General features: G+C 64.5%; 21 protein-coding genes and 2 pseudogenes. 14 read left to right on the forward strand and 9 right to left on the reverse strand.

All coding sequences use genetic code 11. From position 1 onward, the window contains the following. The first annotated feature begins 11 nt into the window (after nucleotides 1-11). On the forward strand, nucleotides 12-692 hold the full coding sequence (locus tag Hrd1104_RS10785) for a TOBE domain-containing protein (RefSeq protein ID WP_154552766.1): 681 nt from the start codon (nucleotides 12-14) through the stop codon (nucleotides 690-692). 18 nt (nucleotides 693-710) lie between these two features. Here Hrd1104_RS10785 and Hrd1104_RS10790 read toward each other — a convergent pair. The 3 genes and pseudogenes from Hrd1104_RS10790 to Hrd1104_RS10800 form a co-directional block, all read right to left on the reverse strand. Continuing rightward, nucleotides 711-2,689 (reverse strand): annotated as a pseudogene (locus tag Hrd1104_RS10790) (helix-hairpin-helix domain-containing protein). Between the two features lie 47 nt (nucleotides 2,690-2,736). Beyond that, nucleotides 2,737-4,521 carry a PAS domain S-box protein gene (locus Hrd1104_RS10795; RefSeq protein WP_154552767.1) on the reverse strand — a complete coding sequence of 595 codons (1,785 nt, stop codon included), beginning with the start codon at nucleotides 4,519-4,521 and terminating at the stop codon, nucleotides 2,737-2,739. Between the two features lie 102 nt (nucleotides 4,522-4,623). After that, nucleotides 4,624-5,652 (reverse strand): LLM class flavin-dependent oxidoreductase, encoded by a 1,029-nt coding sequence (locus Hrd1104_RS10800; RefSeq protein ID WP_154552768.1) that lies wholly within the window; start codon nucleotides 5,650-5,652, stop codon nucleotides 4,624-4,626. A gap of 290 nt (nucleotides 5,653-5,942) precedes the next feature. Between Hrd1104_RS10800 and Hrd1104_RS10805 the strand changes: the two genes are divergently transcribed. The 4 genes from Hrd1104_RS10805 to Hrd1104_RS10820 all read left to right on the forward strand — a co-directional run bounded on the left by Hrd1104_RS10805 (nucleotide 5,943) and on the right by Hrd1104_RS10820 (nucleotide 8,148). Next, the gene (locus Hrd1104_RS10805; protein ID WP_154552769.1) at nucleotides 5,943-6,128 is read left to right on the forward strand and encodes a hypothetical protein; all 186 of its coding nucleotides are present in this window, start codon (nucleotides 5,943-5,945) and stop codon (nucleotides 6,126-6,128) included. 90 nt (nucleotides 6,129-6,218) lie between these two features. Beyond that, a complete protein-coding gene (gene larE, locus Hrd1104_RS10810) occupies nucleotides 6,219-7,112 on the forward strand; it encodes an ATP-dependent sacrificial sulfur transferase LarE (protein WP_154552770.1) in 894 nt (297 codons plus the stop codon). 158 nt (nucleotides 7,113-7,270) lie between these two features. After that, nucleotides 7,271-7,699: a hypothetical protein gene (locus Hrd1104_RS10815; RefSeq protein WP_154552771.1), complete on the forward strand. Its 429-nt coding sequence runs from the start codon at nucleotides 7,271-7,273 to the stop codon at nucleotides 7,697-7,699. Between the two features lie 68 nt (nucleotides 7,700-7,767). Continuing rightward, on the forward strand, nucleotides 7,768-8,148 hold the full coding sequence (locus tag Hrd1104_RS10820; RefSeq protein ID WP_154552772.1) for a hypothetical protein: 381 nt from the start codon (nucleotides 7,768-7,770) through the stop codon (nucleotides 8,146-8,148). 101 nt (nucleotides 8,149-8,249) lie between these two features. Here the strand turns inward: Hrd1104_RS10820 and Hrd1104_RS10825 are convergent, their stop codons facing one another. Next, a complete protein-coding gene (locus Hrd1104_RS10825) occupies nucleotides 8,250-10,334 on the reverse strand; it encodes a twin-arginine translocase subunit TatC (protein ID WP_154552773.1) in 2,085 nt (694 codons plus the stop codon). Nucleotides 10,335-10,439: 105 nt separating this feature from the next. Between Hrd1104_RS10825 and Hrd1104_RS10830 the strand changes: the two genes are divergently transcribed. Beyond that, nucleotides 10,440-12,620 carry a twin-arginine translocase subunit TatC gene (locus Hrd1104_RS10830; RefSeq protein WP_154552774.1) on the forward strand — a complete coding sequence of 727 codons (2,181 nt, stop codon included), beginning with the start codon at nucleotides 10,440-10,442 and terminating at the stop codon, nucleotides 12,618-12,620. Nucleotides 12,621-12,687: 67 nt separating this feature from the next. On the opposite strand, the gene Hrd1104_RS10835 is transcribed toward Hrd1104_RS10830, so the two are convergent. Continuing rightward, nucleotides 12,688-13,899 carry an inorganic phosphate transporter gene (locus Hrd1104_RS10835; RefSeq protein ID WP_154552775.1) on the reverse strand — a complete coding sequence of 404 codons (1,212 nt, stop codon included), beginning with the start codon at nucleotides 13,897-13,899 and terminating at the stop codon, nucleotides 12,688-12,690. A gap of 265 nt (nucleotides 13,900-14,164) precedes the next feature. On the opposite strand from Hrd1104_RS10835, the gene Hrd1104_RS10840 reads away from it, so the two are divergent. Next, complete coding sequence (locus Hrd1104_RS10840) at nucleotides 14,165-14,341, forward strand: ribbon-helix-helix domain-containing protein (RefSeq protein WP_154552776.1); 177 nt, start codon at nucleotides 14,165-14,167, stop codon at nucleotides 14,339-14,341. Further along, nucleotides 14,331-15,035: a queuosine precursor transporter gene (locus Hrd1104_RS10845; RefSeq protein WP_154552777.1), complete on the forward strand. Its 705-nt coding sequence runs from the start codon at nucleotides 14,331-14,333 to the stop codon at nucleotides 15,033-15,035. The genes Hrd1104_RS10840 and Hrd1104_RS10845 overlap by 11 nt, the downstream gene beginning before the upstream one ends. A gap of 42 nt (nucleotides 15,036-15,077) precedes the next feature. Here the strand turns inward: Hrd1104_RS10845 and Hrd1104_RS10850 are convergent, their stop codons facing one another. Continuing rightward, complete coding sequence (locus Hrd1104_RS10850; RefSeq protein ID WP_154552778.1) at nucleotides 15,078-15,848, reverse strand: 23S rRNA (uridine(2552)-2'-O)-methyltransferase; 771 nt, start codon at nucleotides 15,846-15,848, stop codon at nucleotides 15,078-15,080. A 240-nt stretch (nucleotides 15,849-16,088) separates the two neighbouring features. Here Hrd1104_RS10850 and Hrd1104_RS10855 point away from each other — a divergent pair, with 240 nt between their 5' ends. The 3 genes and pseudogenes from Hrd1104_RS10855 to priL all read left to right on the forward strand — a co-directional run bounded on the left by Hrd1104_RS10855 (nucleotide 16,089) and on the right by priL (nucleotide 18,737). Continuing rightward, a complete protein-coding gene (locus Hrd1104_RS10855) occupies nucleotides 16,089-16,832 on the forward strand; it encodes a DNA polymerase sliding clamp (RefSeq protein ID WP_154552779.1) in 744 nt (247 codons plus the stop codon). Between the two features lie 130 nt (nucleotides 16,833-16,962). Then, entirely contained in the window at nucleotides 16,963-17,568 is a 606-nt protein-coding gene (locus Hrd1104_RS10860) for a hypothetical protein (protein WP_154552780.1), read from the forward strand. A gap of 87 nt (nucleotides 17,569-17,655) precedes the next feature. Then, a pseudogene (priL, locus tag Hrd1104_RS10865) lies at nucleotides 17,656-18,737 on the forward strand (DNA primase regulatory subunit PriL). A gap of 105 nt (nucleotides 18,738-18,842) precedes the next feature. Here priL and Hrd1104_RS10870 read toward each other — a convergent pair. Further along, the gene (locus Hrd1104_RS10870) at nucleotides 18,843-19,061 is read right to left on the reverse strand and encodes a hypothetical protein (protein ID WP_154552781.1); all 219 of its coding nucleotides are present in this window, start codon (nucleotides 19,059-19,061) and stop codon (nucleotides 18,843-18,845) included. A gap of 238 nt (nucleotides 19,062-19,299) precedes the next feature. On the opposite strand from Hrd1104_RS10870, the gene Hrd1104_RS10875 reads away from it, so the two are divergent. After that, a complete protein-coding gene (locus Hrd1104_RS10875) occupies nucleotides 19,300-19,491 on the forward strand; it encodes a hypothetical protein (protein WP_154552782.1) in 192 nt (63 codons plus the stop codon). A gap of 19 nt (nucleotides 19,492-19,510) precedes the next feature. Here Hrd1104_RS10875 and hjc read toward each other — a convergent pair whose 3' ends face one another. Both hjc and Hrd1104_RS10885 read right to left on the reverse strand, forming a co-directional pair. Next, complete coding sequence (gene hjc / locus Hrd1104_RS10880) at nucleotides 19,511-19,951, reverse strand: Holliday junction resolvase Hjc (RefSeq protein ID WP_199268314.1); 441 nt, start codon at nucleotides 19,949-19,951, stop codon at nucleotides 19,511-19,513. A 56-nt stretch (nucleotides 19,952-20,007) separates the two neighbouring features. Next, a complete protein-coding gene (locus Hrd1104_RS10885) occupies nucleotides 20,008-20,892 on the reverse strand; it encodes a universal stress protein (protein ID WP_154552783.1) in 885 nt (294 codons plus the stop codon). Nucleotides 20,893-21,013: 121 nt separating this feature from the next. Here Hrd1104_RS10885 and Hrd1104_RS10890 point away from each other — a divergent pair, with 121 nt between their 5' ends. Both Hrd1104_RS10890 and Hrd1104_RS10895 read left to right on the forward strand, forming a co-directional pair. Continuing rightward, nucleotides 21,014-23,383 carry a DEAD/DEAH box helicase gene (locus tag Hrd1104_RS10890; protein WP_154553243.1) on the forward strand — a complete coding sequence of 790 codons (2,370 nt, stop codon included), beginning with the start codon at nucleotides 21,014-21,016 and terminating at the stop codon, nucleotides 23,381-23,383. 112 nt (nucleotides 23,384-23,495) lie between these two features. Continuing rightward, nucleotides 23,496-23,666: a hypothetical protein gene (locus Hrd1104_RS10895; protein ID WP_154552784.1), complete on the forward strand. Its 171-nt coding sequence runs from the start codon at nucleotides 23,496-23,498 to the stop codon at nucleotides 23,664-23,666. The last annotated feature ends 65 nt before the right edge of the window (nucleotides 23,667-23,731 follow it).

Genomic DNA, 23,731 nt, shown 5'->3' on the forward strand with positions numbered 1-23,731 from the left:
ACGATGAGCACATGAATGCGGGCTTTTCGGCCCATCTCGTGATCGACGGCTGCACGTTCGATGCTGCGGACGCAGCCCTATTGCGGGCGATCGACGCCCACCGCTCGCTTTCGGCCGCGGCCGACGCACTCGGGCGGTCGTATTCACGCGCCCACGATCGTGTGACCGAGCTCGAAGCGGCCGTTGGCCCGTTAGTCGAACGCCGCCGGGGTGGGGCCGACGGCGGTGGCAGTGAACTCACCGACAACGCCGAGGAGCTGCTGGCGCGATTCGCCCGCCTGCAGGCTACTCTGGAAGGGACTGCCCGGACCGAGGAAGTCGTCCTCGAGGGAACCGTTCGCGATCGGGAGGGCGAACTCGCGACGATCGAGACGAAGGCGGGCACGATCCGTGCCCTGCTGTTCGAGGCTGCCACGGACGTCGAAGTCCTGTTCCGGGCCGATGCGATCACGCTCCACCACCCTGAGACAGCCCCGCCAGCCGCCGACACGAGCGCGCGCAATCGCTTTCGTGGGACCGTCACCGACATCGAACGTGGCGCAGCGATCGCCCACGTCACCGTCGCGGTCGCCGACGACCGACTGGTCGACGTACTCGTCACACTCGCGAGCGTCGAGACACTCGACCTGACGGTCGGTAGTTCCGTCGTTGCGACGTTCAAGGCCACGGCGACGCGGGCACTGGCGCGTTGACCGGACACCAGCGCCGGACTACTCGAACTTTCCGAGCAGCGTCGTGTAGAAGCCGTCGGTGTCGTCGGCAGCCAGTTTCTCGACGATCAGTTCGGGCGTCGAGCGCGCCAATGTGTCTTTTCGTGGGGTCCGATCGACCTGTAGCTCGCCGTCTTCGAGCCCGAGGGCCTGGATACCGTCGACGCCGAGTTCGCAGTCGGCAGTCTCACGGATTTCCCGAGCGAGATGGGAGACGAACACGGCAGTCTGGTCGCGCTCGCCCAGTGCTTCGAGGATGCCGGCCATGATCTTCGCGCTGGCCCCCGGCTCGGTGATGCTCTCTAACTCGTCGACCAACACGAGCGTCTCGGCTTCGCTTGCGGCCTCGACGACCAGCTCGCCAAACGAGCGAAGCGTACTCTCGAAGGCCCCGGCGTCTAAGGTCCCTGAGTCTTTGCGTGGTAGTGCAGCGCATCGATCCGGCCGAGACGAGCCCGCTCGGCCGGCACTGGCAGCCCCATGTGAGCGAGGATGACCACCAGTGCGAGCAGGTCCAGCGTCGAGGTCTTCCCACCACTGTTGACCCCCGAGAGGAGGCGAACGCCGGAAACCTCGTAATCGACAGGTTCGACTTCCTCGTGGGGAACGTCCAGCAACGGCGACCGGCCGCCCTCGATCGCAACCCCCTCGCCACCCAGTTCGGGCAACGTCGCGTCGAAATCCGCGGCAAAGCGGGCGATCGCGAGTTCGACGTCCAGTTCGAGGGCGGCCTCGACCAGGGTCTCGCTCTGCTCGCGCATCGCCGCCAGGTCGTCGGCCAGGTCTGCTTTCAGCGCCTCGGCGCGCCGATCGCGGGCAGTCGTCAGTTCCTCACGAGCCCGTGAAACGATACTGTCCTCACGCTCGACGGGAAACGTGGGTTCGTCCGAGAACGCCCGCCGGGCGATATCGGCAGTCTCCCGGAGATCCAAGGTGTCGACGACGTGCTCGCGAGCCGCCGCGACGGCATCGGCGTACTCGGCGGCCAGTTCCCGAGAGAGCACTTCGTCGACGCCGGCACCGCGTTCGACCAGCGACAGCAGATCCGCGCCTTCGATCGTGACGTCCTGTTGCTCGATTGCCGCCCGGAGACGGTCGTTCGCGACGGACTCGGCTTCGCTCATCGCCGGGTCGAGATCGTCGACGGCCCGGGTGAGTCGCTGTAGTTCCTCGTCACCGGTCGGGGTGCCATCCTCGTCGAGTCGATCGAGGGCTGCTTCGAGGGCATCCAGATCACAGGGGGGTTCCAGGTCGGCGTGCCGGTGGACCGCGATCGCAGCGAGCAGGCGGTCACGATTGTGCGCAAAGAACGAAAGGGGCCGTTCGGGGACGACTGCGGCCGGGTCCTCGACGGCGTTGGGTTCGACTCGCACGTCACCATCGACGTCGACACCGGCAAAGGCCTCATCGAGGGCGATCACCGTCGCGTACCCGCGGGCGAGTTCCGCCAGGTCCCGGGTATCCTCGACGACTTCGACGCTGACCTCGGGGATTGCCTCCCGCGCCGTCGCGTAGGTCTCGCCGTCCGTCGTCGCCAGACAGCGGTCCCGAACCCGGACGTCGCCCGGTTCGTCGAGCGGCTCGACGCCGCTCAGTGCCGACAGCGTCGCCTCGTCAGGATCCCGTTCCATGGCCCGCTCGGCCAGGTGACGGACGTCGGTAATGCGGCTCTGGCTGGCGCTGGGATAGAGAGTCCGGAGTCGTGCGGCCGCGTAGTCGGTGACGGTCCGGTCTTCCAGCAGTGCGAGGGCGTCCTGATAGACGTCCTGGGCGCGGGGCGTCGCGAGGAACGTCGCCGTGTCGTCGTGGCGTTGCTGGATCGCCGCCCGGACGATTCGGGCGGCCCGCCCCTCACCGATCCCCGGTGCACGGGCGACCCGTGCGACGTCGCCGGCTTCGATCGCCGCCGCCGGGTCGTCCAGTTCGGCCAGCCGGTCGGCGGTCTTCTCGCCGACGCCCGGGATCGCCGTCAGTTCCATCTATCGGTGTCTTGCAGCCCCACGAGAAAAACTTCCCGGCCGCCCGCTCACTCGACAATCTCGACGCCTTCGAAGACGAACCGCGCGCCGCCGGACGAACTGTCGGTCACGCTCACCGTCCAGCCGTGTGCATCCGCGATCTGGCGCACGATCGAGAGCCCGAAGCCAGTCCCGTGTTCCTGTGTCGTGACTCCTGGCTCGAAGACACGCTCTCTGTCAGCAACCGGAATGCCAGGCCCGTCGTCCTCGACGTAGAAACCGGTGTCCTCGAGCCGGCCGATCCGGACGGTGAGGGCGTCGTCGGGGTGGCCGTCCCGGTCGGCCCGAGAGTCCGAGCGTGTCTGGCCGTGTTCGATGGCATTCCGCAAGAGGTTCTCGAAGACGTGTTGGAGCCGGTCGCGGTCGGCCCGGACGGTAAAGTCGGCGTCGCGTTCGAGGGTCGCCGCCTCCGTCAACACCCCGTCCCAGCACTGCTCGACCACGTTCGCGATGGCGACCAGTTCGGTCTCTCCGACGGTTTGGCCCTGGCGGGCGAGCGTGAGCGTATCCTCGATGATCGCCTCCATCCGGTCGAGAGCGGTCTCGATGGGCTCGATGTGCGTGTGTTCGGTCGAACACTCCTCATCGAGCAGTGTGATCCGTCCCTGGGCGACGTTCAGCGGATTGCGCAGGTCGTGAGAGATGACGCCCGCAAACTCCTCTAGGCGGTCGATTTCCCGACGGAGCTTTCGTTCCCGTTCTTTCCGCTCGGAAATGTCTCTGGCGACGCTCAAGATTGCGTCCTCACCGAAGTACGTCACGAGGCTAGACGTGATTTCGACCGGAATTTCCGTGCCAGTGGTCGTGAGGTGGGCCGTCTCGAAGGTCAAGGTACCAGCCTCCTGGATCGTCTCGATCCGGTCGTCGATTTTCGCCCCCGCGTCGTTGGCTTCGATGTCCCACGGCGTCATCCCGAGCAATTCGCTCTCTTCGTACCCGAGGCGCGTGTGAGCCGTGTTGTTTACGGCGAGAAAGCGGCCGTCCAGATCGTGGACGAATATGGCGTCGTTGATGCCATGAAACAGTGCTTCGAACGTATCCAATGTCTCTTTGCGCCTCCGCTCGCGCTCGCGACGTTGGGTGACGTCTCGCAGCGACGCCATGGCACCCTGAACGGAGCCGTCGGCCGCTTCCAGCGGAAAATACCGGACGGCAAAGACGTGTTCGTCACCGTCCGGGCCGGTACGTGCTATCTCGTACTCGACGGACTCGCCACTGAGGGCACTGTCGATATGCGTTTTGACGTCCTCGAATCCATCCGTCCCCAGCACGTCCGGCACTGTCACTCCCTCCCCCGAGCCTTCGATCCCATGGAACGTTCGATACCGGCTGTTGGTCAGGATGTAGGTGTATCCACAGTCGACAGCCGCAAGCAAGTTCGTCGAGCTTTCGACGGCCTGTTCGTACCGGCGGAGGCGGCGTTCTGTCTCGACGCGCTCGGTCACGTCCGATCCCGAGACGAGCAGTGACGTGATCGCCCCGGTGTCGTCCCGGACGCCCGTGACGTGCCACTTGATACAGCGGATCTCCCCGTCGTCGGTCCGGATCGTGTTCTCGTGGACGTCGAACCCGTCTTCGTCTCGAAGCGCCCGCAGCACGTCCGCCAAGCCAATGTCGCTGTCCGCGGGGACGACCGTCTCGAACCAGTCGGCCCCGTCGAGCGTGGATCGATCGTACCCCAGTATCCGGCAGCCCCGATCGTTGATGCGCCGGATCGTCCCGTCGGCTCCGAGGATGACCATGATCGTCGCCGCCTCCTCGAAAGCCTGCTGGGCGAGGGCATCCGAATCCATTACCGGTTATTGGGCAACAATACCTTTAAGCGTGTCTTCGGCGGCGGCATTGCTATCTCGGCGAATCAGCCCCTGGCCGGCCCGGCAGGCGATCGGCTGGGATCACGTTGGCTCGATGCCGACACCTTCGGCCAGCAGTTCGTGTGACCGGAGCGCATCGTCGTGGTCGGCGACGACCTGCTGGAGCATGACTTCCTCGACACCCACCCGGTCGGCGAGCTGGTCGAGCAATCCAGCGAGGGTGTCCGGACTGCCCGAGATGGCCCGCGGCCACTCGCCCGGATCGAGTGTCGCCGGCGTCGGCTCGGGAACGCCCCCGAGTTCGTCGATCGCCGTCTCCACGGAGGGCGTCGAGCCGACGACCCCGCGAGCCATGCGCTGGAACGATGCCTCGGCGACCGCGCGCTTGCGGGCTGCCGCCGCGTCGGTCTCGGCGGCGATGGCATTGACCGCGACCATTCCCGTAGGTTCGTCGAGTCCCGTACCGCTGTCCGAGGCCTCGAAGTGCTCGCGGTAGGCGTCGAACGCCTGTGTCGCGAACCCCGGGCGGATGAACGCCGCAAAACAGTACCGGAGGCCGAGTTCACCAGCGATCGCCGCACTCGACGGACTCGACCCGAGTACCCACGGGACGGGCGGGGCCGCGCCCGAGCGCGGGATTTCCAGGTCACTGTAGGGGTGGTCGTCGGGATACTCGTCGTAGAGATGGGCGATCACGGCCTCGATGTTCTCTTTGTGGTCCTCGTCGGGATCGTCGACACGGCGGTCGGTGCCCAAAGCGCGGTCGGCGGCCGGCGACCCGTTGGCTCGGCCGAGGCCGGCGTCGATCCGGCCCGGCGCGAGCCCGTCGAGTGTGCCGAAACTCTCAGCGACCTTGTAGGGACTGTAGTGGTTGAGCAGGACGGCCCCCGATCCGAGCCGGATCGAGTCGGTTGCGGCCGCGAGATGGCCGAGTAGCACTTCCGGGGTCGTGCCCGCGAGGGTGTCACCCATCGCGTGGTGTTCGGCGACCCAGAACCGCGAGTAGCCCAGCTCCTCGGCCTGCTGTGCGGCAGTGACGGTATTTGCGTAGGCGTCGGTTGCGGTCCCGCCGTCGGGGACCGCCGAGAGGTCGACAATCGAGAGATCCATGCCGACATTCGAGCGTCGCCAGGGGTAATCGTTCGGTAACCAGCAACGCTGAGTCGGTCGGTTCCTCGCTCGTTCATTCGGTCGCTCCGGCTGGGTGGGTACAATACCAAAATGTTTGTTTTGAAGGATGTGATCTCTTCACGCATACCCCTGTCGCGGCGGTCTGCCCTCCAGAGTGTAGCGCTCACGCTGTCCGGACTCGCCGGGTGTATCGCTCGGCAATCGATACCCTCGAAACTGCGAGCGACCAACTGTCGTATCCGTTGCTTTCCCGTCCCGTGCTCGCCGATATGGCAGCCGCAGTCGCGCTTGCAGACGAACGGATCGCCGATCGGATTGCAGACGATGATGGTTGGATCGCACAGGAAGACAGTGTGTTCGACCAAATCGATCGATACGTTGGCTGGTACAGCTACGCAACGGCCGTCTCGACAGTGCTTCCGACAGTGAGCGAGACCGTCGGGGCGAAACGCTGAGTCGCCCGGCGCGCGTCGAGGCCGGACGCTGGTCGGGACCGCTTGGATCGGACAACGGGCTTTTCGGCGTCGGAACCGTACCGCGGTCAAATGGAATCCAGCCAGCGGTCCGTCACGGAAAAACTCGCGGCGGCCCGTGCCGATCTGGCCGAGCGCGATGGGGTCTTGGTCGCGTTCTCCGGCGGGGTCGACTCCAGTGTCGTCGCCGCGATCGCCGCCGAGGCATTGGGCGAAGACGCCCTCGCCTGTACGGCCAGAAGTGAGACGTTACCCGAGGCCGAACTCGGTGAGGCCAAACGTGTCGCCGAGGAGGTCGGCATTCGGCACGACGTCGTTGAGTTCTCGGAACTCGACAGCGAGGCGTTCGCCGCAAACGACGGCGATCGGTGCTATCACTGCCGATCGATGCGTCTCTCGGCGATGTTCGACCACGCGGCGGACCTCGGCATCGAAACCGTCTGTGACGGCACCAACGCCTCTGATCCCGGCGAGGGCCATCGCCCCGGCTTGCAGGCTGTCGACGAACTGGATGCCTACTCGCCGCTGCTCGAACACGACATCACCAAGGCAGAAGTCAGGGAGATCGCCCGCCACTACGACCTTTCAGTCGCCGAGAAACCCTCGATGGCCTGTCTGTCCTCCCGTATTCCGACTGGTCTGGAAGTCACCGAGGAGAAACTGACGCGCATCGAGAAAGCCGAGCGCGTCCTCCGGACGTGGGGCTTCGAGCAATTTCGGGTGCGCGATCACGATGGGATCGCCCGTATCGAAGTCGGTGCCGAGGAACTCGAAGCCGCACTCGATCCCGAGTTCGTCGCCGCGGCCCGCGAGCATATCGGCGATTTGGGTTTCGAGCACGTCACGCTGGATCTTGAGGGGTATCGGACGGGCAGTGTTAGTCCCGCCGAAGCGGACGAAACGGCTGACGACCAGCAGGAAGCGAACGTCTTTTCGGCCGAGTATCCGACGGCCGGCGATCAGTAGCTTATTGCTCGATCGGGAGTCGTTCGCGCGTTACGGTATGGCGTACGCCCTCGACTTAGGCGTGGCGTGATTTCTCCGCTCGACCAAGACGACTCGGTGTACGACAGTAGTACCAACAGTTAATAACGCTCGATAACAAGAACTAACATAGAATATCAATGCCGATGCAGATCGCCGATCTCAAAGCGCAGGCCGAAGCGGGACTCTCGATCACCCCGGGGACCCAGAAGGCGGCCGCACTTGCCGTGCTCGTGAGCAACCCCGAGATGGCCTTCACACCGATGGAGATCGCCACTCGCGCGGATATCCCGGCCGACAACGCCCCAACCGTGTGTAAACGTCTCGCCGAAATGGGCGCGGCGGACAGCGAGAACGGCCACTACTACCTGCCACAGGACGACGCGACTGCCGCCGCCGCGCGTCGCGCCCTCGGGAGCGCCCACCAGCAAGACATGGCCCAGAAGACTGCTGCCGCTGACGAAGTGGACCTCGACGATGGATCGGCCGACAGTAACTCGGACTCGCTCTCTAATGCTGCTGTTGATGACGAAATATCGGAGATAGACGACGAACTACCCGACGCCTAACGATGGCGTTTCGCTTGCGGACCCAGCAAGTGCTCGCGTTTTTATTCTAGAGCGGACCTCTGTATTGTATGTTTGCGCTGCAACAGCGCGATGTGGTTAATCTCTCCTATGACCCATACAGGGCGTCTGGAACCCGGTCAGCAGTCGTTATCGACGGTATGAAAACACCAAACCACCCCAACATCGGACGCATCTACTCACTTGTCACAATCACGAAAGACTCGAGTGGCCAGTATGCACAACACGATTGGACCGTCCCATTGCCGAAAGACCGGACGCAAGAGGGTAAACCATCCCTCAAGAACGACTCAGTGATCACGCCTTGGGGAACGTTCAACGTTGCACCAGCGGACATCGACGGGCAGTATACCCGACTCAGCGACAACGGGATGAAACGAATTCTGCTTGCCTTTAAGCGAATGCTCCTTGACGACGTGAACACGGAGTAGCTCTCGACAGTCTTTCTATACATGGCCTCCATTGTCGCACTCTGTGTTCACTGCTTGTAACGGACAGCTCAAACACCCTCATCCAATCGTTGATCAATAACTTATTGCTCGAGCGGGAGTCGCTCGCCTTTCTCGGGCCGCAGGTATCGCCACAGCACTAGCAGTGCTTCGAAGGCGACGATCAGCCCGACGGTCAGCCCGGTGGCCTCGATCGGGGCAAGCGCCACCTCGGCGGCCCGATCCAGCAGGAACGGATTCGGGCTCGTGAGATAGCCCACCACCAGCGAGAGCAGCCACACCGGCGACCGAAGCCGGAAGAGCGACACTCGGCCGGTGAACAGTTTCCGACGCCACTTGCCGATCGGCAGGTACCGTCGGAGCAGGACCATCGCAATTTCGTAGCCGGCGATGATCGCCCCACCGACGACCAGCGGCGTCACGCCCAGCAGGTCGTTGCTCTCGATGAACCCACGGACCAGGGCCGGGAGCGCATCGTAGTACCCCTCCGGTAACGGGGCGCTACTGGCGAGATAGCCCGTCAGCCCGGCCACAACCCAGGCGTAAGGTCGGCGCGCAGCCACCGCGTCCGGAGCGGGCAACAGTCCCTCACTGCCCGTCCAAGACAGGAGGAGGAGCGTCCCCTCGAACAGCACGATCATGGTCGCGGCGACGATGAACGGCGCCATCCCGGTTGGGTCCGGGTTGAAGATGAACGCGATCCCGGCGAAGGCCGCCCAGAACAGCAGGCGCCGGTCGGCCAACCACTGCCGGGAGGTGACACCCATCATGATCGCCAGCATGATAAAGAGTGGAATCTGGAAGATCGCGGCGAAAAAGCCCATCATCAGGACCATCAGGTCGAACGTCTGGGTCAGCCCGAAGGCGATGTCCGCGGCCCCCTCGGAGTAGTACAGGAAGTACGTGAAAATCGCCGGGAGGACGAGCAGATACGCGAAGGCGACACCGACCGCCGCCAGGACGAGACTCGTCGGAACGGCCGCGAGATAGTAGCGCCGTTCACGCGGGAACAGACCGGGGCGCATGAACAGGTACGTCTGGTAGACGAAAGCAGGCAGCGCGATGACGAAGCCAGCCAGTGTCGAGACTTTGAGTCGGGCAAAAATCGTCGCCAGCGGTGTATAGACCCGCGGACAAGCCGGCTTGATCGTCGCAGCATCGGCCATCGCCACGCCCGGCCCGGCACCAACGTCTCCCATCACGCCCGTGACGATAGTCGCCGGCTGCCGAGGAACGGCACTCGTCGTCGGACACAATTCGAACGATCCCGGCAGGAACGCGTACCAGATCGTGTTGATGATCTGTTCACCAAACGGAAACACGACGGCGCTGACGCCGGCCATCAACACGATCACGAAGCCCAACCGCTTGACCATCTCTTCGACGTGTACCGCCAGGGGCATCTCCTCGTCGTCGGGAGCGTGATCGGGCGCGACATCGCCTGCGGGTTCGCCGCCTCGATAGGCGTCGCCTTCTGGGGTGTCGCCCGCTGCTGGGTGGCCATCGTCGTCGACACGCTCGGCGTGGTCCTGTCGAGGAGACGGTGGCTGTCCCGCCGCTCGGTCGCCACGTTGCTCTTGGGGCCCGTCGGGGACTCCTTCGGACTCGTCGGCGCTATCGTCGCCATCGCCACCCTCGGTCGGGACCCCAGCGTCGCCGTGGGCTGCCGGATCGGGATCTTCGTCGTCTTCGGGCTCCCATTCGACGGTGCTGAACTCGTCTTCGCTGGTGATCTTTCCATCGACAGGATCCGGCTCCATCGTCTCCATGTCGGTGACGCTGTCCTCGTCGATGAGTTCTCTGGCCAGTTCTTCGCTGGGCTCGATACCGTCGTCATCGGACGCGTCACCGTTCCCATCGCCGGACTCGTGGCCGCTCTCGGTAGCGGGTCCGTCATCGTCTTCGGTGCTTGGGTCCGCCTCGGCTCGGTCGTCACCCTCTTGGCCACCCACACCGGCCGCTTTGTCGCCCGCAGCAGCCGTCGAAGGATCGGGGCTGTCGTCGTCCGCGTCGGCCGTCGCGGCCTTCTCGCGGCGATCGTCCCCGTTGGTCTCGGTAGAAGCCGCCGAGTGATCGCTCTGGTCGTCTGGGCCGTTCGATCGCTCGGGGGCGGGTTCGTCCGCGGTGGCGTCATCGTCGTCGCCATCGGGGACGTCGCCGTCGGTCATCGTTTCGCCGGGTTAGCCCCCGGCTATTGTAAGCCTTCTTTTCGCTTCCGGGAGAGCCGATGAACAAATTGATAACACAGAGTTCGTTACCACAACCGAACGGCTATGTCCGGCGCGCTCGACGACGACACCCGTCGCACCCTCGCCAGCGGCCGGGAGACGGTCGGTGCAGTGATGCGATCGGCCCAAAAGGACTTACAGAAGATCTTCATCGCGTTCGTCCTCGGTCTCGTGGGCTCGATCTGGTTCCTACGCACCTACGCTTGGGAACGGTTGAAGGTCGATCTCTTCGCCCAGATGCCCCCGGAGATTCGCGAGGCGACACGCGTCGTCGCCGTCACGCCCTTCGACGTGATCCTCCTGCAGGTGAAAATCGGCCTCATCGTCGGTGGACTGCTCGCAGTCCCGCTGTTGCTTTACTTCTCCCGTGACGCGCTTCGCCGTCGGGGCTGGTGGCCACAGGCACCGGTCGCCCGCTGGAAGCTCGTCTTGCTGGCGACGGCGTTGGTCGTCCTGTTCGTCGGCGGGATCTTCTATGCCTACACCGTCTTCTTCCCGATCATGTTCTCGTTCCTGGCGACGAACGCGATCAACGCCGGGTTTACCCCGACCTATCACATCGTCAAGTGGGCTCAGTTCGTCGCCTTGCTTGCACTCTCCTTTGGTCTCGCGGCCGAACTCCCGCTGATGATGAGTACGCTCGCCTACAGCGAGATCGTTCCCTACGAGACGTTCCGCGACAAGTGGAAATACGCCGTCCTGGGCCTGTACGCCGGCGGTGCCGTGTTCACGCCGCCGGATCCGTTGACCCAGCTCATGTGGGCAACGCCGCTGGTCGGCCTCTATGCCGTCAGTCTCCGGATCACACGGCTTGTCGTCGTGGCCAAACGCTCCAGTGATCGCATCGACGTGATGGCCGCGTTACGCGAGCGCTGGAACGTCCTCGCCGGCAGTGCCGTGGTTGCCTTCGGTGCCGTCTGGGCGTTTTTCGCCCGCGGCGGAATCGCGGCCATCAACCGTGGCTTAGACGCCGTGCCATACGACATCGGAGGCGTGCCAACACTCGGTGAGGCGCTGGGCGTCTCGAACGCTCTCGCGTCGGCGCTGGTCGCGAGTATCGTCGCGTTGCTGGTCGTCGGTTGGGTCGCCTACCGGACCGTCTCGGCACGGCTGGACGAACAAGCCGGCCTCGCGGCCCAGACACTCGGTGATCCCAGCGCGATCGACCTGGACAACCTCGACGCGGCCGGCGTCGAGGCAGCACCCCCGGAAGCGTTCGAATCGCTCGCCGAAGAAGAGGCACTCGCTCACGCCCAGCGCGCGATGGACGACGACGACCCCGAGAAGGCTGAACTCATCATCGAACGCTTCGACGAGGCGGCCGAACGGGCCGACCAGGACGGCACGGAAAGCCAAGACAGCGAGGCAGCCAAGGAGGGCGGTGTCGTCTCCGAGACGACGACCAACGTCGTCGATGCCTTCACCGAGGAGGAGACCACCGAGGAAGACATCGGCGGGTACTACTACGACCTCGCCTTCATCTTCGACTCGCTCACGTCCAAGGCCTTCCGGGTAGTCGCGGTGTTCGGTACCGTTCTGGCGGCGGCGTTCATGTATCTGTACACCGGTGGGATCGACGACATCCGTGGAGACTTCGTCTCGCGACTCCCGGCGGAGATGGCTGCAGACGTCGATATCGTCAACCTCCACCCCGTCGAGCACCTCATCTTCGAGATCAAGTTCTCGACGCTGCTGGCGCTGGTCGTCGTCCTCCCGCTGATCCTCTATTACATCTGGCCAGCGCTAAAAGAGCGAGGCTATGCGACCGGCGACCGCCGTGTGTTGCTCGTCTGGGGCGGTTCGATCGTCGCCGGCCTCACGCTCGGGAGCTATATCGGCTACACGTTTTTGGCCCCGTCTGTCATCTCCTGGCTGGCTGCCGACGCCCTGGAGGCACACATGGTCGTCGCCTACCGGATCAACAGCTTCGGCTGGCTGGTCGTGTTCACGACGGTCGGGATCGGGCTGCTCGCCGAAATCCCGATGTCGATGGTGCTGTTCGATCGGGGCGGCATCGTCTCCTATCAGACGATGCGCGAGTACTGGCGTGGGGTCGTGATCGCCATCTTCGTGGTCGCAGCACTGCTGACCCCGAGTGGCATGTTCTCGATGCTACTGCTCGCTCTGCCTGCCGCGCTGGCGTACCTGTTCGGGCTGGGACTCCTGTGGGTCGTCACGCTTGGCGGACGCCGTGGCAGTGGCCGGCAGCCAGAGGTCGTTGGCTAACACCCCGAGGAATCGGCGGCCATCCGTCTGAGCCTCGATCGGGCAACGGACTCTCGACAGCGTTCGGTCACAGCGCAAACGCGATCTCGAAGGTGACCGCAGAGGCGACCGTGGCGAGCACCGGCACCACGTTCTGCATGAAGAGGACGCGACCGGTCGTGGCGGGATCGAAGAGGTCAGCCGCGTTCGGGATCCTCTCGGGTTCACCCGCTTCGATCGGTTCCGGTTCCGGTTGCTCGGGGGCCTCGATATCCGGGTCGCCGACGGTCGCCTCGTCGTCGTCTGCCGCCAGGGCACCGACCGACATTCGGGGCGACTCCTGACCAGTAACCGCCTCCTCGAAGGCAACGGCGCGGGTTGCACGCCCCCATCCCAGACCGACGATGCAGGTCGTGGCGATCACGACGAAACTCGCGGGAATCGTGGCCGCCGACAGCCCGATGACGATCGAGGATGCCACGATTGCGACGACGATCGCCGCGGTCAGTGGCAGGTCCGTGATGTCGTTGCCGAGTGTCTCCATCGTCCGGCGGGCAATAGTAAAGGTCCCGACAGCGACGGCGACCGACCCGACGACGATAGCGACGTTCATATCCAATTCGCCCGAGCCCACGAGCGGCGCGATGGCGTTGGCGATGTTACTCGTCCCGGAACTGAAGGCCATCAGACAGCCGATCGCGACCAGGACGACCGTTCCGATCAACTCCCGACGGCTCGTCTCCGGTCCGGGGACGGGACGCGGGACGAACCCCTCCCGGTCGAGTACCACGAGCGGGCCAGCCGACTGGTCGATCGCGATCAACCGTCGGAGTCGGGGGTAGAAGTACCGGCCGATCACCGCCGAAACCCAGAACCCGAGGATCGGCGAGGCCAGCCACCAGGAGACGATGCCGCCGACGACTCCCCAATCGAGGTTCCCGGTCGCGATGCCGAGGCCGGCGATCGCCCCGACAGCCGTCATCGACGTCGAAGCGGGAACGCCTGAGACGTTGCCGAGCAAGAGCGCTCCGCCGATGAAAAACAGGACGACGATGCTGACCGGCAGCGAGAAGACACCGGGATCGGTCAAGAGGTCCCGGCCCAAAGTGTCGACGACGCGGCGGCCGATCGTGAACGCCCCCAGGAAGAAAAACACCGACATGAGCCCCGCCGCAGCGACCTTCCCGATCGCGCCTGCACCCACGGCCGGCCCGAAGGCCGGCCCCGTCGTGGCACCGCCGACGTTGTACGCGACGAAACACGCGATCAGAACACCGACGACCAGTAGCGTCTCGACCATTTGATCACCCCGAGTGTGTCGTCGGTGGCTACTGCCGTGCCCACTATCAATCGCACGGTCAGGGCAGAGCCGACGGGACTGCCCGAAAGGGATCACGATGGGACAGGCGACTCGGGGATGTCTCGGTCTGTGCCTCGCTGGTCTCAGACCACGCAGGAAGGCGGCTATCTTGGCACAGCTTTCGGGTGAGAAAAACGTAACGCGAGTGAAAGCACCGGCCGCTGCGGATCGCGATGCTCAAGTATTCCCGAACGAATCGCTGAATATGCCCAAGATAAGCGTCGAGGTGCCCGCGGAGTTACTCACCGACCTCGACGATCACGTCGGCGAAGACGGAAAGTTCGTCAACCGTAGCGAGGCGATCCGGGCGTCGGTCCGGAAGACGCTGGATCTCTTAGACGAAATCGACCAGCGACACGGGAGGGCAGAGGATGAACACTAACCAGGAGAGTGTCTCGATCCCGCTGCCACAACTCGGCCTGATTGCGGTGTTCGTCACCGCGTTAGTGACCTCCCAGGTCACCGCGAGCAAAGTCATCGGGATCGAATTGCCGGTCTCGTTGCCCTTCGTCGAGTCGATGATACTCGTTCCCGCCGCAGCCTTCGCCTACGCAGTGACGTTCTTTGCTTCCGATTGTTACGCCGAGCTGTACGGCCGAGAAGACGCGACGCGGCTGGTCAACGTCGCCTTCGCGATGAACTTCGTCCTGCTTGGGCTGGTCTGGCTGGCCATCGAAGCACCCATCTTCGCGAACTCGCCGGTCGGCCAGTCGGCGTTTTCGGACGTGCTGGGCTCCAGTACGGGTATCGTGGTCGGGAGTATGCTCGCCTATCTCGTCAGCCAAAATCTGGATGTCGTCACCTTCCATTGGCTTCGCGACCGCACGGATGGCCGCCTGTTGTGGGTGCGCAACCTCGGCTCGACGCTGACTAGCCAGGCGATCGACACGGTGATCTTCATCACCGTCGCGTTCATCGTCTTTCAAGGGATGCCCCTTGGCGACGCCCTGGGATTGATCGTCGGCCAGTACCTGATCAAACTCGGCGTCGCACTGTTCGACACGCCATTCGTCTACGCCGTCGTCGGGTTCGTCCGGCGTCGCGGCCGCTCGCCGTCGCCCGCAGTCGGAGACTAATCGGTCGATACGTTCCCAGGCGAGTGATCGCCTGACACCCGCTTACTCTACTGGCTGTGCGAACGCGTAGCGCGGTTTCACGTCGTCGACCCGGACCGTCACCGTCTCGCCCTCCCTGGCCCCCGAGACGAACAGCGTGAAGTCCTCGACCTTGGCGATACCGTCTCCCTCCTCACCTTCGTCGACGATCTCGACTTCGACCGTGTCGCCCTCCCTGACGGGTGCCGTCAAGCGACTCTTGCCGACCAGGTAGAGTTCCGAGGAGGAATCACGCGAGGCGTCCGGGCGCACCTCACGGACGTACTCGAACTCCGCCTCGATGTCGGCTTTCAGGTCGTCAAGATCGCGGCCGTCGAAGACCTTCACCGCGAGATCACCGCCGGCAGCGAGGAGTTCGAGGCCCACCTCCAGGGCCTGTCGGGCCAAGTGTACCGACCGGGCGTGGTCGAGGTCGTACTCGCCGGTGACGTTCGGCGCCATGTCCGAGAGGACGAGGTTGGCTTCCCCGACCGAATCGGTGATCGCCTCGATGGTCGCCTCGTCGGTGATATCGCCACGAATCGTCTCGACGAGGGCCGCAGGCTCCTCGAGTGAATCGATACGCTGGCGGTCGACGCCGACGACGCGGCCGCCTTCCCCGACGCGTTCGGCAGCCACCTGCAGCCAGCCGCCGGGCGCAGCCCCGAGGTCGACGACCGTACGGTCCTCACCGAGCAAATCGGCGGTCTCGTCGAGTTGCTGGAGTTTGTAGGCCGAGCGGGCGCGATAGCCCTCTTGTTTGGCGCGGTTGTAATACTCGTCTTTGCCGCTCATGGATTTCTCACCGTGAGGTCGCCGTCGGTCGCTGGCGAATGCGCGTTCATAGACGGCTAGACGCCACCGAGGGGGAAATACACGTCGGATAGATGCTGGTGGCCACGAAGCAGGCCCAGCCTCCCAGGACGACGGGATTCCGGGAGACGCTCAGGGGACTGGAAACGACAGCGAAACCACCGCCGTTCGCCGCCGGAACATGAAGTCTTTTTAAATGATGCGATCGTATTCGATTTCAAGATGTTCAACGCCATCGTGAGCGCGGATACGTTGCGGACGGCGCTGGATTCGGTCAGCGTGCTGGTCGAGGAATGCAAGCTCCGGCTGGAGGAAGATGGGCTAGAAATCAGGGCCGTCGACCCGGCCAACGTAGGGATGGTCGATCTCTCGCTGTCGGCGGCAGCCTTCGAGTCCTACGAGACCGACGGCGGCGTCATCGGCGTGAACCTCTCGCGACTCGAAGACATCGCCGGGATGGCCGAGGCAGGCCAATTGGTGCACCTCGAACTCGACGAGGAGACCCGCAAACTCGAAATCGCCATCGACGGATTGGAGTACACCCTGGCGCTGATCGACCCCGACTCGATCCGCCAGGAACCCGATCTCCCCGATCTGGATCTGTCTGCCGATATCGTCCTCGAAGGCCGGGACGTCAACCGGGCCGTCAAGGCATCTGATATGGTATCAGATCACATCGCCCTGGGGGTCGACGAGGCCGAAGACATGTTCTACGTCGACGCGGAGGGCGACACCGACGACGTCCACTTCGAACTCGGTCGCGAGGAGCTGATCGATCTCACCGCCGGCCCGGCCCGATCGCTGTTCTCGTTGGACTATCTGAAGGACATGAACAAGGCGATCCCGAGCGACGCCGAGGTGCGCATGGAACTTGGCGAGGAATTCCCCGTCAAGATGCACTTCGACATCGCCGAGGGACAGGGGTCGGTCACGTACATGCTCGCCCCACGCGTCCAGAGCGACTGATCGAGTGGCGGTCTGTCCGTTCGACAGGACCGCTCGGCCGGCCCGCGCTCACACGACCCGTGGATTGGTCCCCAGGCGTCGGACGCGCGTCTGACGCATCGTTTTGTGTGCGAAGCCCGAACACCCGCGTATGCCGAGTCTCGGCGACGCCTACGGCGATTCCCGGTGGGGCGACCGCGACCCCAGACAGGTCTGGGCGGGGATTGCCGTCTTCGCTGCCGGGGCAATCGCGATCGTGGCTGCGATCGGGCTCGTAACGACACCGCTTTCGGCCGTGTTCGGTCTCGGTGAAATGGAAACCTATCGCGTCGCCGGGATCGTCGCCGGCCTGGGCGTGCCCGCTGCATTCCTGGGTGTCGTCGCCGTCCTGCCGACCTCGCGTCGCCAGCGCATCGGGGTCGTCGTCGGGGCAGCCATCGCCGTGGGCGGCGTCGCATTGTTTGCCTACGCCTATCCCAGTCGCTGGACGGCAAGCCCACAGAGTCTGGCGTTCCCGACGGCCGTCGTCTACTTTCTCGGGGGCTGTTTGGCGCTGTGGTTCGTCTTTGCGGCGATGGCCGGCGCGCACGTCCGGAACAACCCCCACGGGACGGTTCGCCTGCGCGTCACTCGCCAGGGGAAGACCAGAACCGTCGAGGTGAGCCGCGAGGACTACCAGCGGTACGCTCGTGCGATCAGCGACGGCGGCGAGGAGTCGCAGGTAATCCGGGAGATCGAGTCGAAATACGACGACTGAGGCCCCCTCTCCTCGCCGGTTCGACCGATCGCGTCGTCGGGAGCGCTCCCGAGGGTTTATTCGCCCGCAGTGGCAACCCTGCCGTCGATGGAGCCACGCCACGCGCGGTATCCGTTTCTGGGCTCGGCCAGGGAGGCCGTCGAAGCGGCCGACGTCGATCTCGTGACTGTTGCCCGCGAAGGCGGACCGGCCGTCGATCGCGGTCGCGAGCGAATCCTCTCGGGGCTGTTCGAGGGGACAGTCGGTCAGACCCATCGCCGACCCCGCGTGGAACTGCTCTCCTATCCGGTGGCCCGAGTCCTCGTCTCGCTGGTCGACCAGCCGGCCCTGACCCACCGGTATGCCCGTGCCGAGGCCGCAACAGCCCACGAGCGCTTTCAGGAGGACTTGACGGCAACGTCGTTCCGTTCGACGGACGGACAGCAGCTAACCCTCGGAACGTTGCTTGCCGAGTTCGATCTGCGCGGGGCTGTCGAGCCGGTCGGGACCACCGGTCTGGACGATGCCGATCGGTTTTCGGTGGCCGTCGGGACCTACCTGGAACTGGCGGCCGGGGAGTACAGCGACGACTGGCGGCTCGTCAACCGGTCGCTTGCCGACGGTCGGGTGCCGATCGACCGCGAGGAATTGCTCGAATTGCTTCGGGCGGCCGTCGAAGAACGAGTACTAGAGGGGTTGCCCCTGAACGTCCCCGAGCCGATCGCCGAGGGGCTCACCGAGGACGTCGAGACCATCAGCGAGCGACTCGACGAACTCGATTTGACCCGGGAGATCGATACCGTCGTGCCCGAACTGTTTCCCCCTGTATGACCGCCTTGCTCGATCAGATACAAAAGGGCGAACACCTCGCCCATCACTCGCGGTTCGCGATCACCTCGTTTCTGACTTCGATCGGAATGACGACCGACGATATCGTCGACCTCTACGAGATGAATCCTGGCTTCGGCGAGGAGATGACGCGCTATCAGACCGACCACATCCGGGGCGAAACGTCACCGACCGAATACTCCCCGCCCGCCTGTGCGACCATGCAGTCTTACGGTGACTGCGTGAACATGGACGATCTCTGTGAGGAGATCTCCCATCCGCTGTCCTACTACGAGGCCAAGTTAGAGGATACCGACGAAGATGAAGTGGTCGATTGGCGAGAGCGCGAGGCCGCCGAGTGAGTCGAAGGAACGAGGCGGCTTCGGAATAAGCGAGCGAGCAGCGAAGTGACCCGCGAGCCACGATAGCGACGAGTGATCGGCCACCGACAGAACGGTTTGACGGAGTTAGTTCGCGTCGCTATCGTCGAAGCGGCTGGAAATCCACAAGCCAGCGCCCGAAAGGACGAAGACGAACCCGAGCAGTGCGGCGACCAACGCGTACCCACCGTTTTCGGTCATCCCAGCGTTCGTCGAGAGGGACGTACTCAGGACCGCCAGCACACCGATGAACGCCAACACGACGCCGATAGAGACTCCGATCTGTAATTGCGTTTTTCGGTCCATTCTGTGCTGAGCGTTCCGCGGGACGCCCGAAAAGCGCTTCGAAGCACTGTTGACAGCCACCGCTCGCCGTACGATGACGGCCCCTGGACCCCCTCGTTTCGTGTGGACGTATACCAGAAACGAGCCGTGTCCGACCGTAGATGACCGATAGCCACCACCCACGGGAGCCACACGCGTTCCACTCGCAGTTGACCTGCGGCCGCTGGACGACCACGCGGCACGGGCCATGCTCGAACTGATGGCCGATCGCACACGCCGTGCGGGCCAGTACGGCGTCGACAGTGCCAGCTGGACAGATACCGTCGTCGCCGAGGACGCGCGTTCCCACGCTCGCGAGGAGCTCGTCACCGGAGCGGGACCGTCCGAGACCAACGCTCACACGACGACGAGCGAACTAGCAATGAGTGGCGATATCGACGAGAGGTACTGAATCGTCCTCGGGAGAGCGGTCAGGCCTCGTCGCCGTCGAATTCCGTCAGGTTCGTCCGTTCGCTCTCGCCGGTCAGCTCTGTGAAGTCGGTCCCATCCGCGAGTGCGGTCTCCTTTTTGACCCGATAGCTTCCGGCGTCGGTGGTGTAGAGATCGGCCGGGTGGAAGAAATACCAGTCTTCGCGGTCGAAACGGACACCGATGCGTGGTTTCGCGCCGAAGTTCTGCGCGAAGTAGACGAGATTTTCGACCTCCTCGCCGTCGAGATAGATGGGGTCGCCAGCACTGGATTTGGCCTCGATGGCGTAGAAGTCCTCCCCGTCACCGGCGAGTACGTCGGGCAGCTCCCGTTCGGTGGCCGACCCACTGGCGGGCGCTCGCATCACCGCAAAGCCCGCCTCGTCGAGTTCGTTGACGAGTTCGCGCTCGCGGCGGTCACCTTTCGCATTCGAGTTTGCCATTGTCCGCACCTGGCCGGCCGCGGTCTTGAACGCGTCGGCTGCCATCCCGCGGTCGACTACTGCCCGTCGTCACCCTGGTCTGCGTGCCGGACGGTCACGACTGGTACTGGTGCCGTGCGGACTGTTTTCTCGGCGACGCTACCCAGCAAGATCCGGTCGACGCCCCGACGGCCGGTCGTCCCCATCACGACGGCATCACAGTCCTGGGCCTCGATCGCCGCCAGGATTTCCTCGTCGGCCGAACCATTCTGGACGTGGGTCGCTACGTCGACGCCCTGCTCGTCGGCCATGCCGGCGATCTCGTCGACTGCCTCGCGTGCGCCCTGGTCGAACGTACCCATTGTCACGTCTGAACGGACGTCCGGCCCGAGTGCGGCCGTCTCGACCACCGAGAGCGCATGGACGGTCGCATCCTCGGTCGCCGCGAGGGCGATGCCATGGTTGGCGGCCTGTCTGGCGCCCGCACTGCCGTCGGTCGGAAGCAAAATGTCCTCGTAGGGGACCGTGAATTCGTCGTCTTCCTGCATTCGAGCCGTGAGGACGGGCACGTCCGAGAGTCGGACCACTTTCTCAGTGACGCTGCCAAGCAGGTACCGGGCGAGTCCCTGGCGAGCGTGGGTCGGCATCACGATCAGGTCGTAGTCGTATTCGGCGGCGTACGCGACGATCGTCTCGGCCGGACTCCCCTGGACGACGTCGGTCGAATACGCGACGTTCAGCGTCTCCAGCGTCTCGCCCGCGTCGGCGACGATCTGTTCACCCTGCCGGACGAGGCCGTCGACGACACCTTCCTCGGTGAGGGTGACGCTGTGTTGTTCGGTATCGGCGACATGTAACAGTCGGATCTCGCTGTCGAGATAGTGGGCCATTTCGCCGGCGTGATGCAGCACTTCCGCCGGGCCGGTAGTGTCGTCGACCGGGAGGAGGATCTCGTCGTACATGCTCAAATCAGACGTTGTGACGGCGAAGTGAAAATAGTTCGCCGCCCGCGACAGAAACGCCTATGGCCGCCCCAGCCCTGTCGTTGATGTACGCGTGGCAGAGCCAGTCGAGACCAGCGAGATACCCGTCGCCGATGTCCTGCCCGAGTTCGCGCCGGCGTTTCCCTTCGAGCGCTTCAACCCAATGCAGGCCGAGACGCTGCCGGCCTTACTGGAGACCGAAGAGAACGTCGTCGTCAGCGCACCGACCGCAAGCGGCAAGACCGCCGTCGCCGAGGTCGCCATCTCGAAGGTCCTCGATCGGGGCGGGACGGCCCTCTTTTTGGCCCCTCTCAGAGCGCTCACCAACGAGAAAGAGAGCGAGTGGGAGCGCTTCGAGGAGCTGGGCTATTCCGTCTACGTCGTCACGGGCGAGCGCGATCTGAACTCCCGCCGGGCCGAGCGGGCCGACGTACTCGTCATGACCCCCGAGAAGGCCGACTCGGCGACCCGCAAGCACGACTCTCGCCGGTACGGGTTCGTCACCGACGTCGACTGTGTGGTCATCGACGAAGTGCATTTGCTTGACGCCGATCGGCGCGGGAGCGTCCTCGAAGTCACCATTTCGCGGCTCCGACGGCTCTGTGACCCCCGGATCGTCGCCCTCTCGGCGACGATGACCAACATCGAAGACGTCGCCGAGTGGCTCGATGCCCCGCCCGATGCCACCTTCGCCTTCGGCGAGAAGTACCGTCCCGTCCCGCTCAACGCCGACGTCAAGACCTACAGCCACGGCGAGAACGCCTTCGCCGATAAGTACCGCCGACTGTATCGAGCACTGGATCTGGCTGAACCCCATCTGCGGGAGGACGGCCAGGCGCTCGTGTTCGTCTCCTCCCGCCAGGACACCGTCCAGGCCGCAAAGAAGACCCGTGACGAACTCGCCGAGCGAGACATTCCCGTCGGCGCTCGCGGCGATTACGACTTCCACAACGAGGCGTCGGATTTGAACAACAACACGCTGCGGCAGTCGGTGCTGGACGGGGTCGGCTTCCACCATGCCGGCCTCTCCCGGGAAGACAAGAACCGCGTCGAGGCCTGGTTCCGGGAGGGGAAACTGGCGATCCTCTTTTCGACCTCGACGCTCGCCTGGGGTGTCAATCTCCCCGCCCGCTGTGTCGTCATTCGGGATACAAAACTCCACGATCCCCTGGAAGGGGAGGTGGACATGAGTCCGCTGGACGTTCTCCAGATGCTGGGGCGGGCGGGCCGGCCAGGCTACGACGACCAGGGCTATGCGTGGGTCATCGCCGATCGGAGTGACGCCGACAAGTACCGGCGCTTGCTCCGTGACGGCAAAGAGATCGAGTCCCGGCTGGCCGAGAGCCTGGATGCCCACCTCAACGCCGAGATTGCGATGGGGACGTTGCGGGATCTGGATGACGTCCTGGACTGGCTTGAGACCACCTTCTACTACGTCCGGGCACAGGCCGCCCCGGACCGCTACGAGGCGGCCGGATCGCTCCGGGAGCAAGCCTCCAGTGCCCTCCGCGGGCTGGTCGATCGCGGGTTCGTCGAGATGGACGAGGACCTCCGTGTCTCGGCGACACCGCTGGGTCGGCTCGCCTCCCGGTTCTACCTCCGGCTGGATACCGCCCGGCACTTCGCCGATCTGGCCGAGGCGGCCAGCGACGTGGACCTCACCGAGCGAGACGTGCTGACGGCGGTCGCTGGGGCCGGCGAGTTCGACAGCGTCAACGCTCGGACGGACGAACGCGATGCCGTCCGTGCGGTCCTGGGTGAGGCCAACGAGCCTGCCACCATCCTCGACGTGGATCTCGATGCCGGCCAGCGGAAGGTCCTGGCGATCCTGGAGGCGAGCATGCGCGGGACGACGCCCGCGGAACTGCAGAGTGACGCCTGGGTCATCCGCCAGAACGCGATGCGCTTGCTTGCGGCCCTGCAGGCCTTTCTCGACGAATTCGACGGGTCACGTGGAGCCAATCTCGCCCGTCGAGTCGAGGCCCGCGTCGAGCACGGGATCAGCGCCAGCGCTGTCGGACTGACGGCCGTCGACGGCGTCGGCTCGGGACGCGCGAGCAAACTCGCCGCCGAGGGCTTTGCGACGCCAGGCGACCTGATCGACGCGGGCGTCGACGGACTCGTCGATGCGGGCCTGAGCGAAGGGGTGGCAGAACGCGTTCGCGATAGCGCGGCCGAGTTGCCGGCCATCGACGTCGAGTGGGGCGAGTTCCCCGAGACGATCGCCCACGGCGACAACGAGATGTGTGAAGTGACCGTCCACAACAGTGCCGGCGGCACACGGGCCGGCGTCCGCGTCACCGTCAACGATGTCGAGATGTCGAGTACCGACAGCTACCTCGGCGAAGAGACGCTTCCGGTGGGTGTCTTCGGTGGCGACGCCGAGGAGTTGGAGTTCGCGATCGAAGTGACGTTCCCGGAGTTGCCCCTCCAGCCCGTGGTGGCGACCAGATCGGTCGCCGTCGTGTGATATCGTCACCGCTCGAAGAGCCCTGCTATCGGTACCAAGAGGCGTGGTTTGTCGCCGTCATCCCAAACAGCGGGCTTTTTGATAGTCGTATGTCATAGCTCCGAGACACACCATGGAGGCAGAGACAGCACGTTCCGAGGGGGACGGAGTGCCGCCACGGGACGTCATCGGACTAGTCTTGTTCGTGGGGTTGTACGCAGGCCACGGACTCAGTTTGGTGACCTTCGAGACGACAGTCATTGGGCTGCTGTCGGTACTCTTGCTCTACCAGATCTTCTCGTAGGAGTCGGGTAGCTATCGTCGCTGGCGAGGCGTTGCAGGCAGAGCCATCGCTCGGCGACGAGACAC

The organism is Halorhabdus sp. CBA1104 (assembly GCF_009690625.1).
Lineage (GTDB): Archaea > Halobacteriota > Halobacteria > Halobacteriales > Haloarculaceae > Halorhabdus.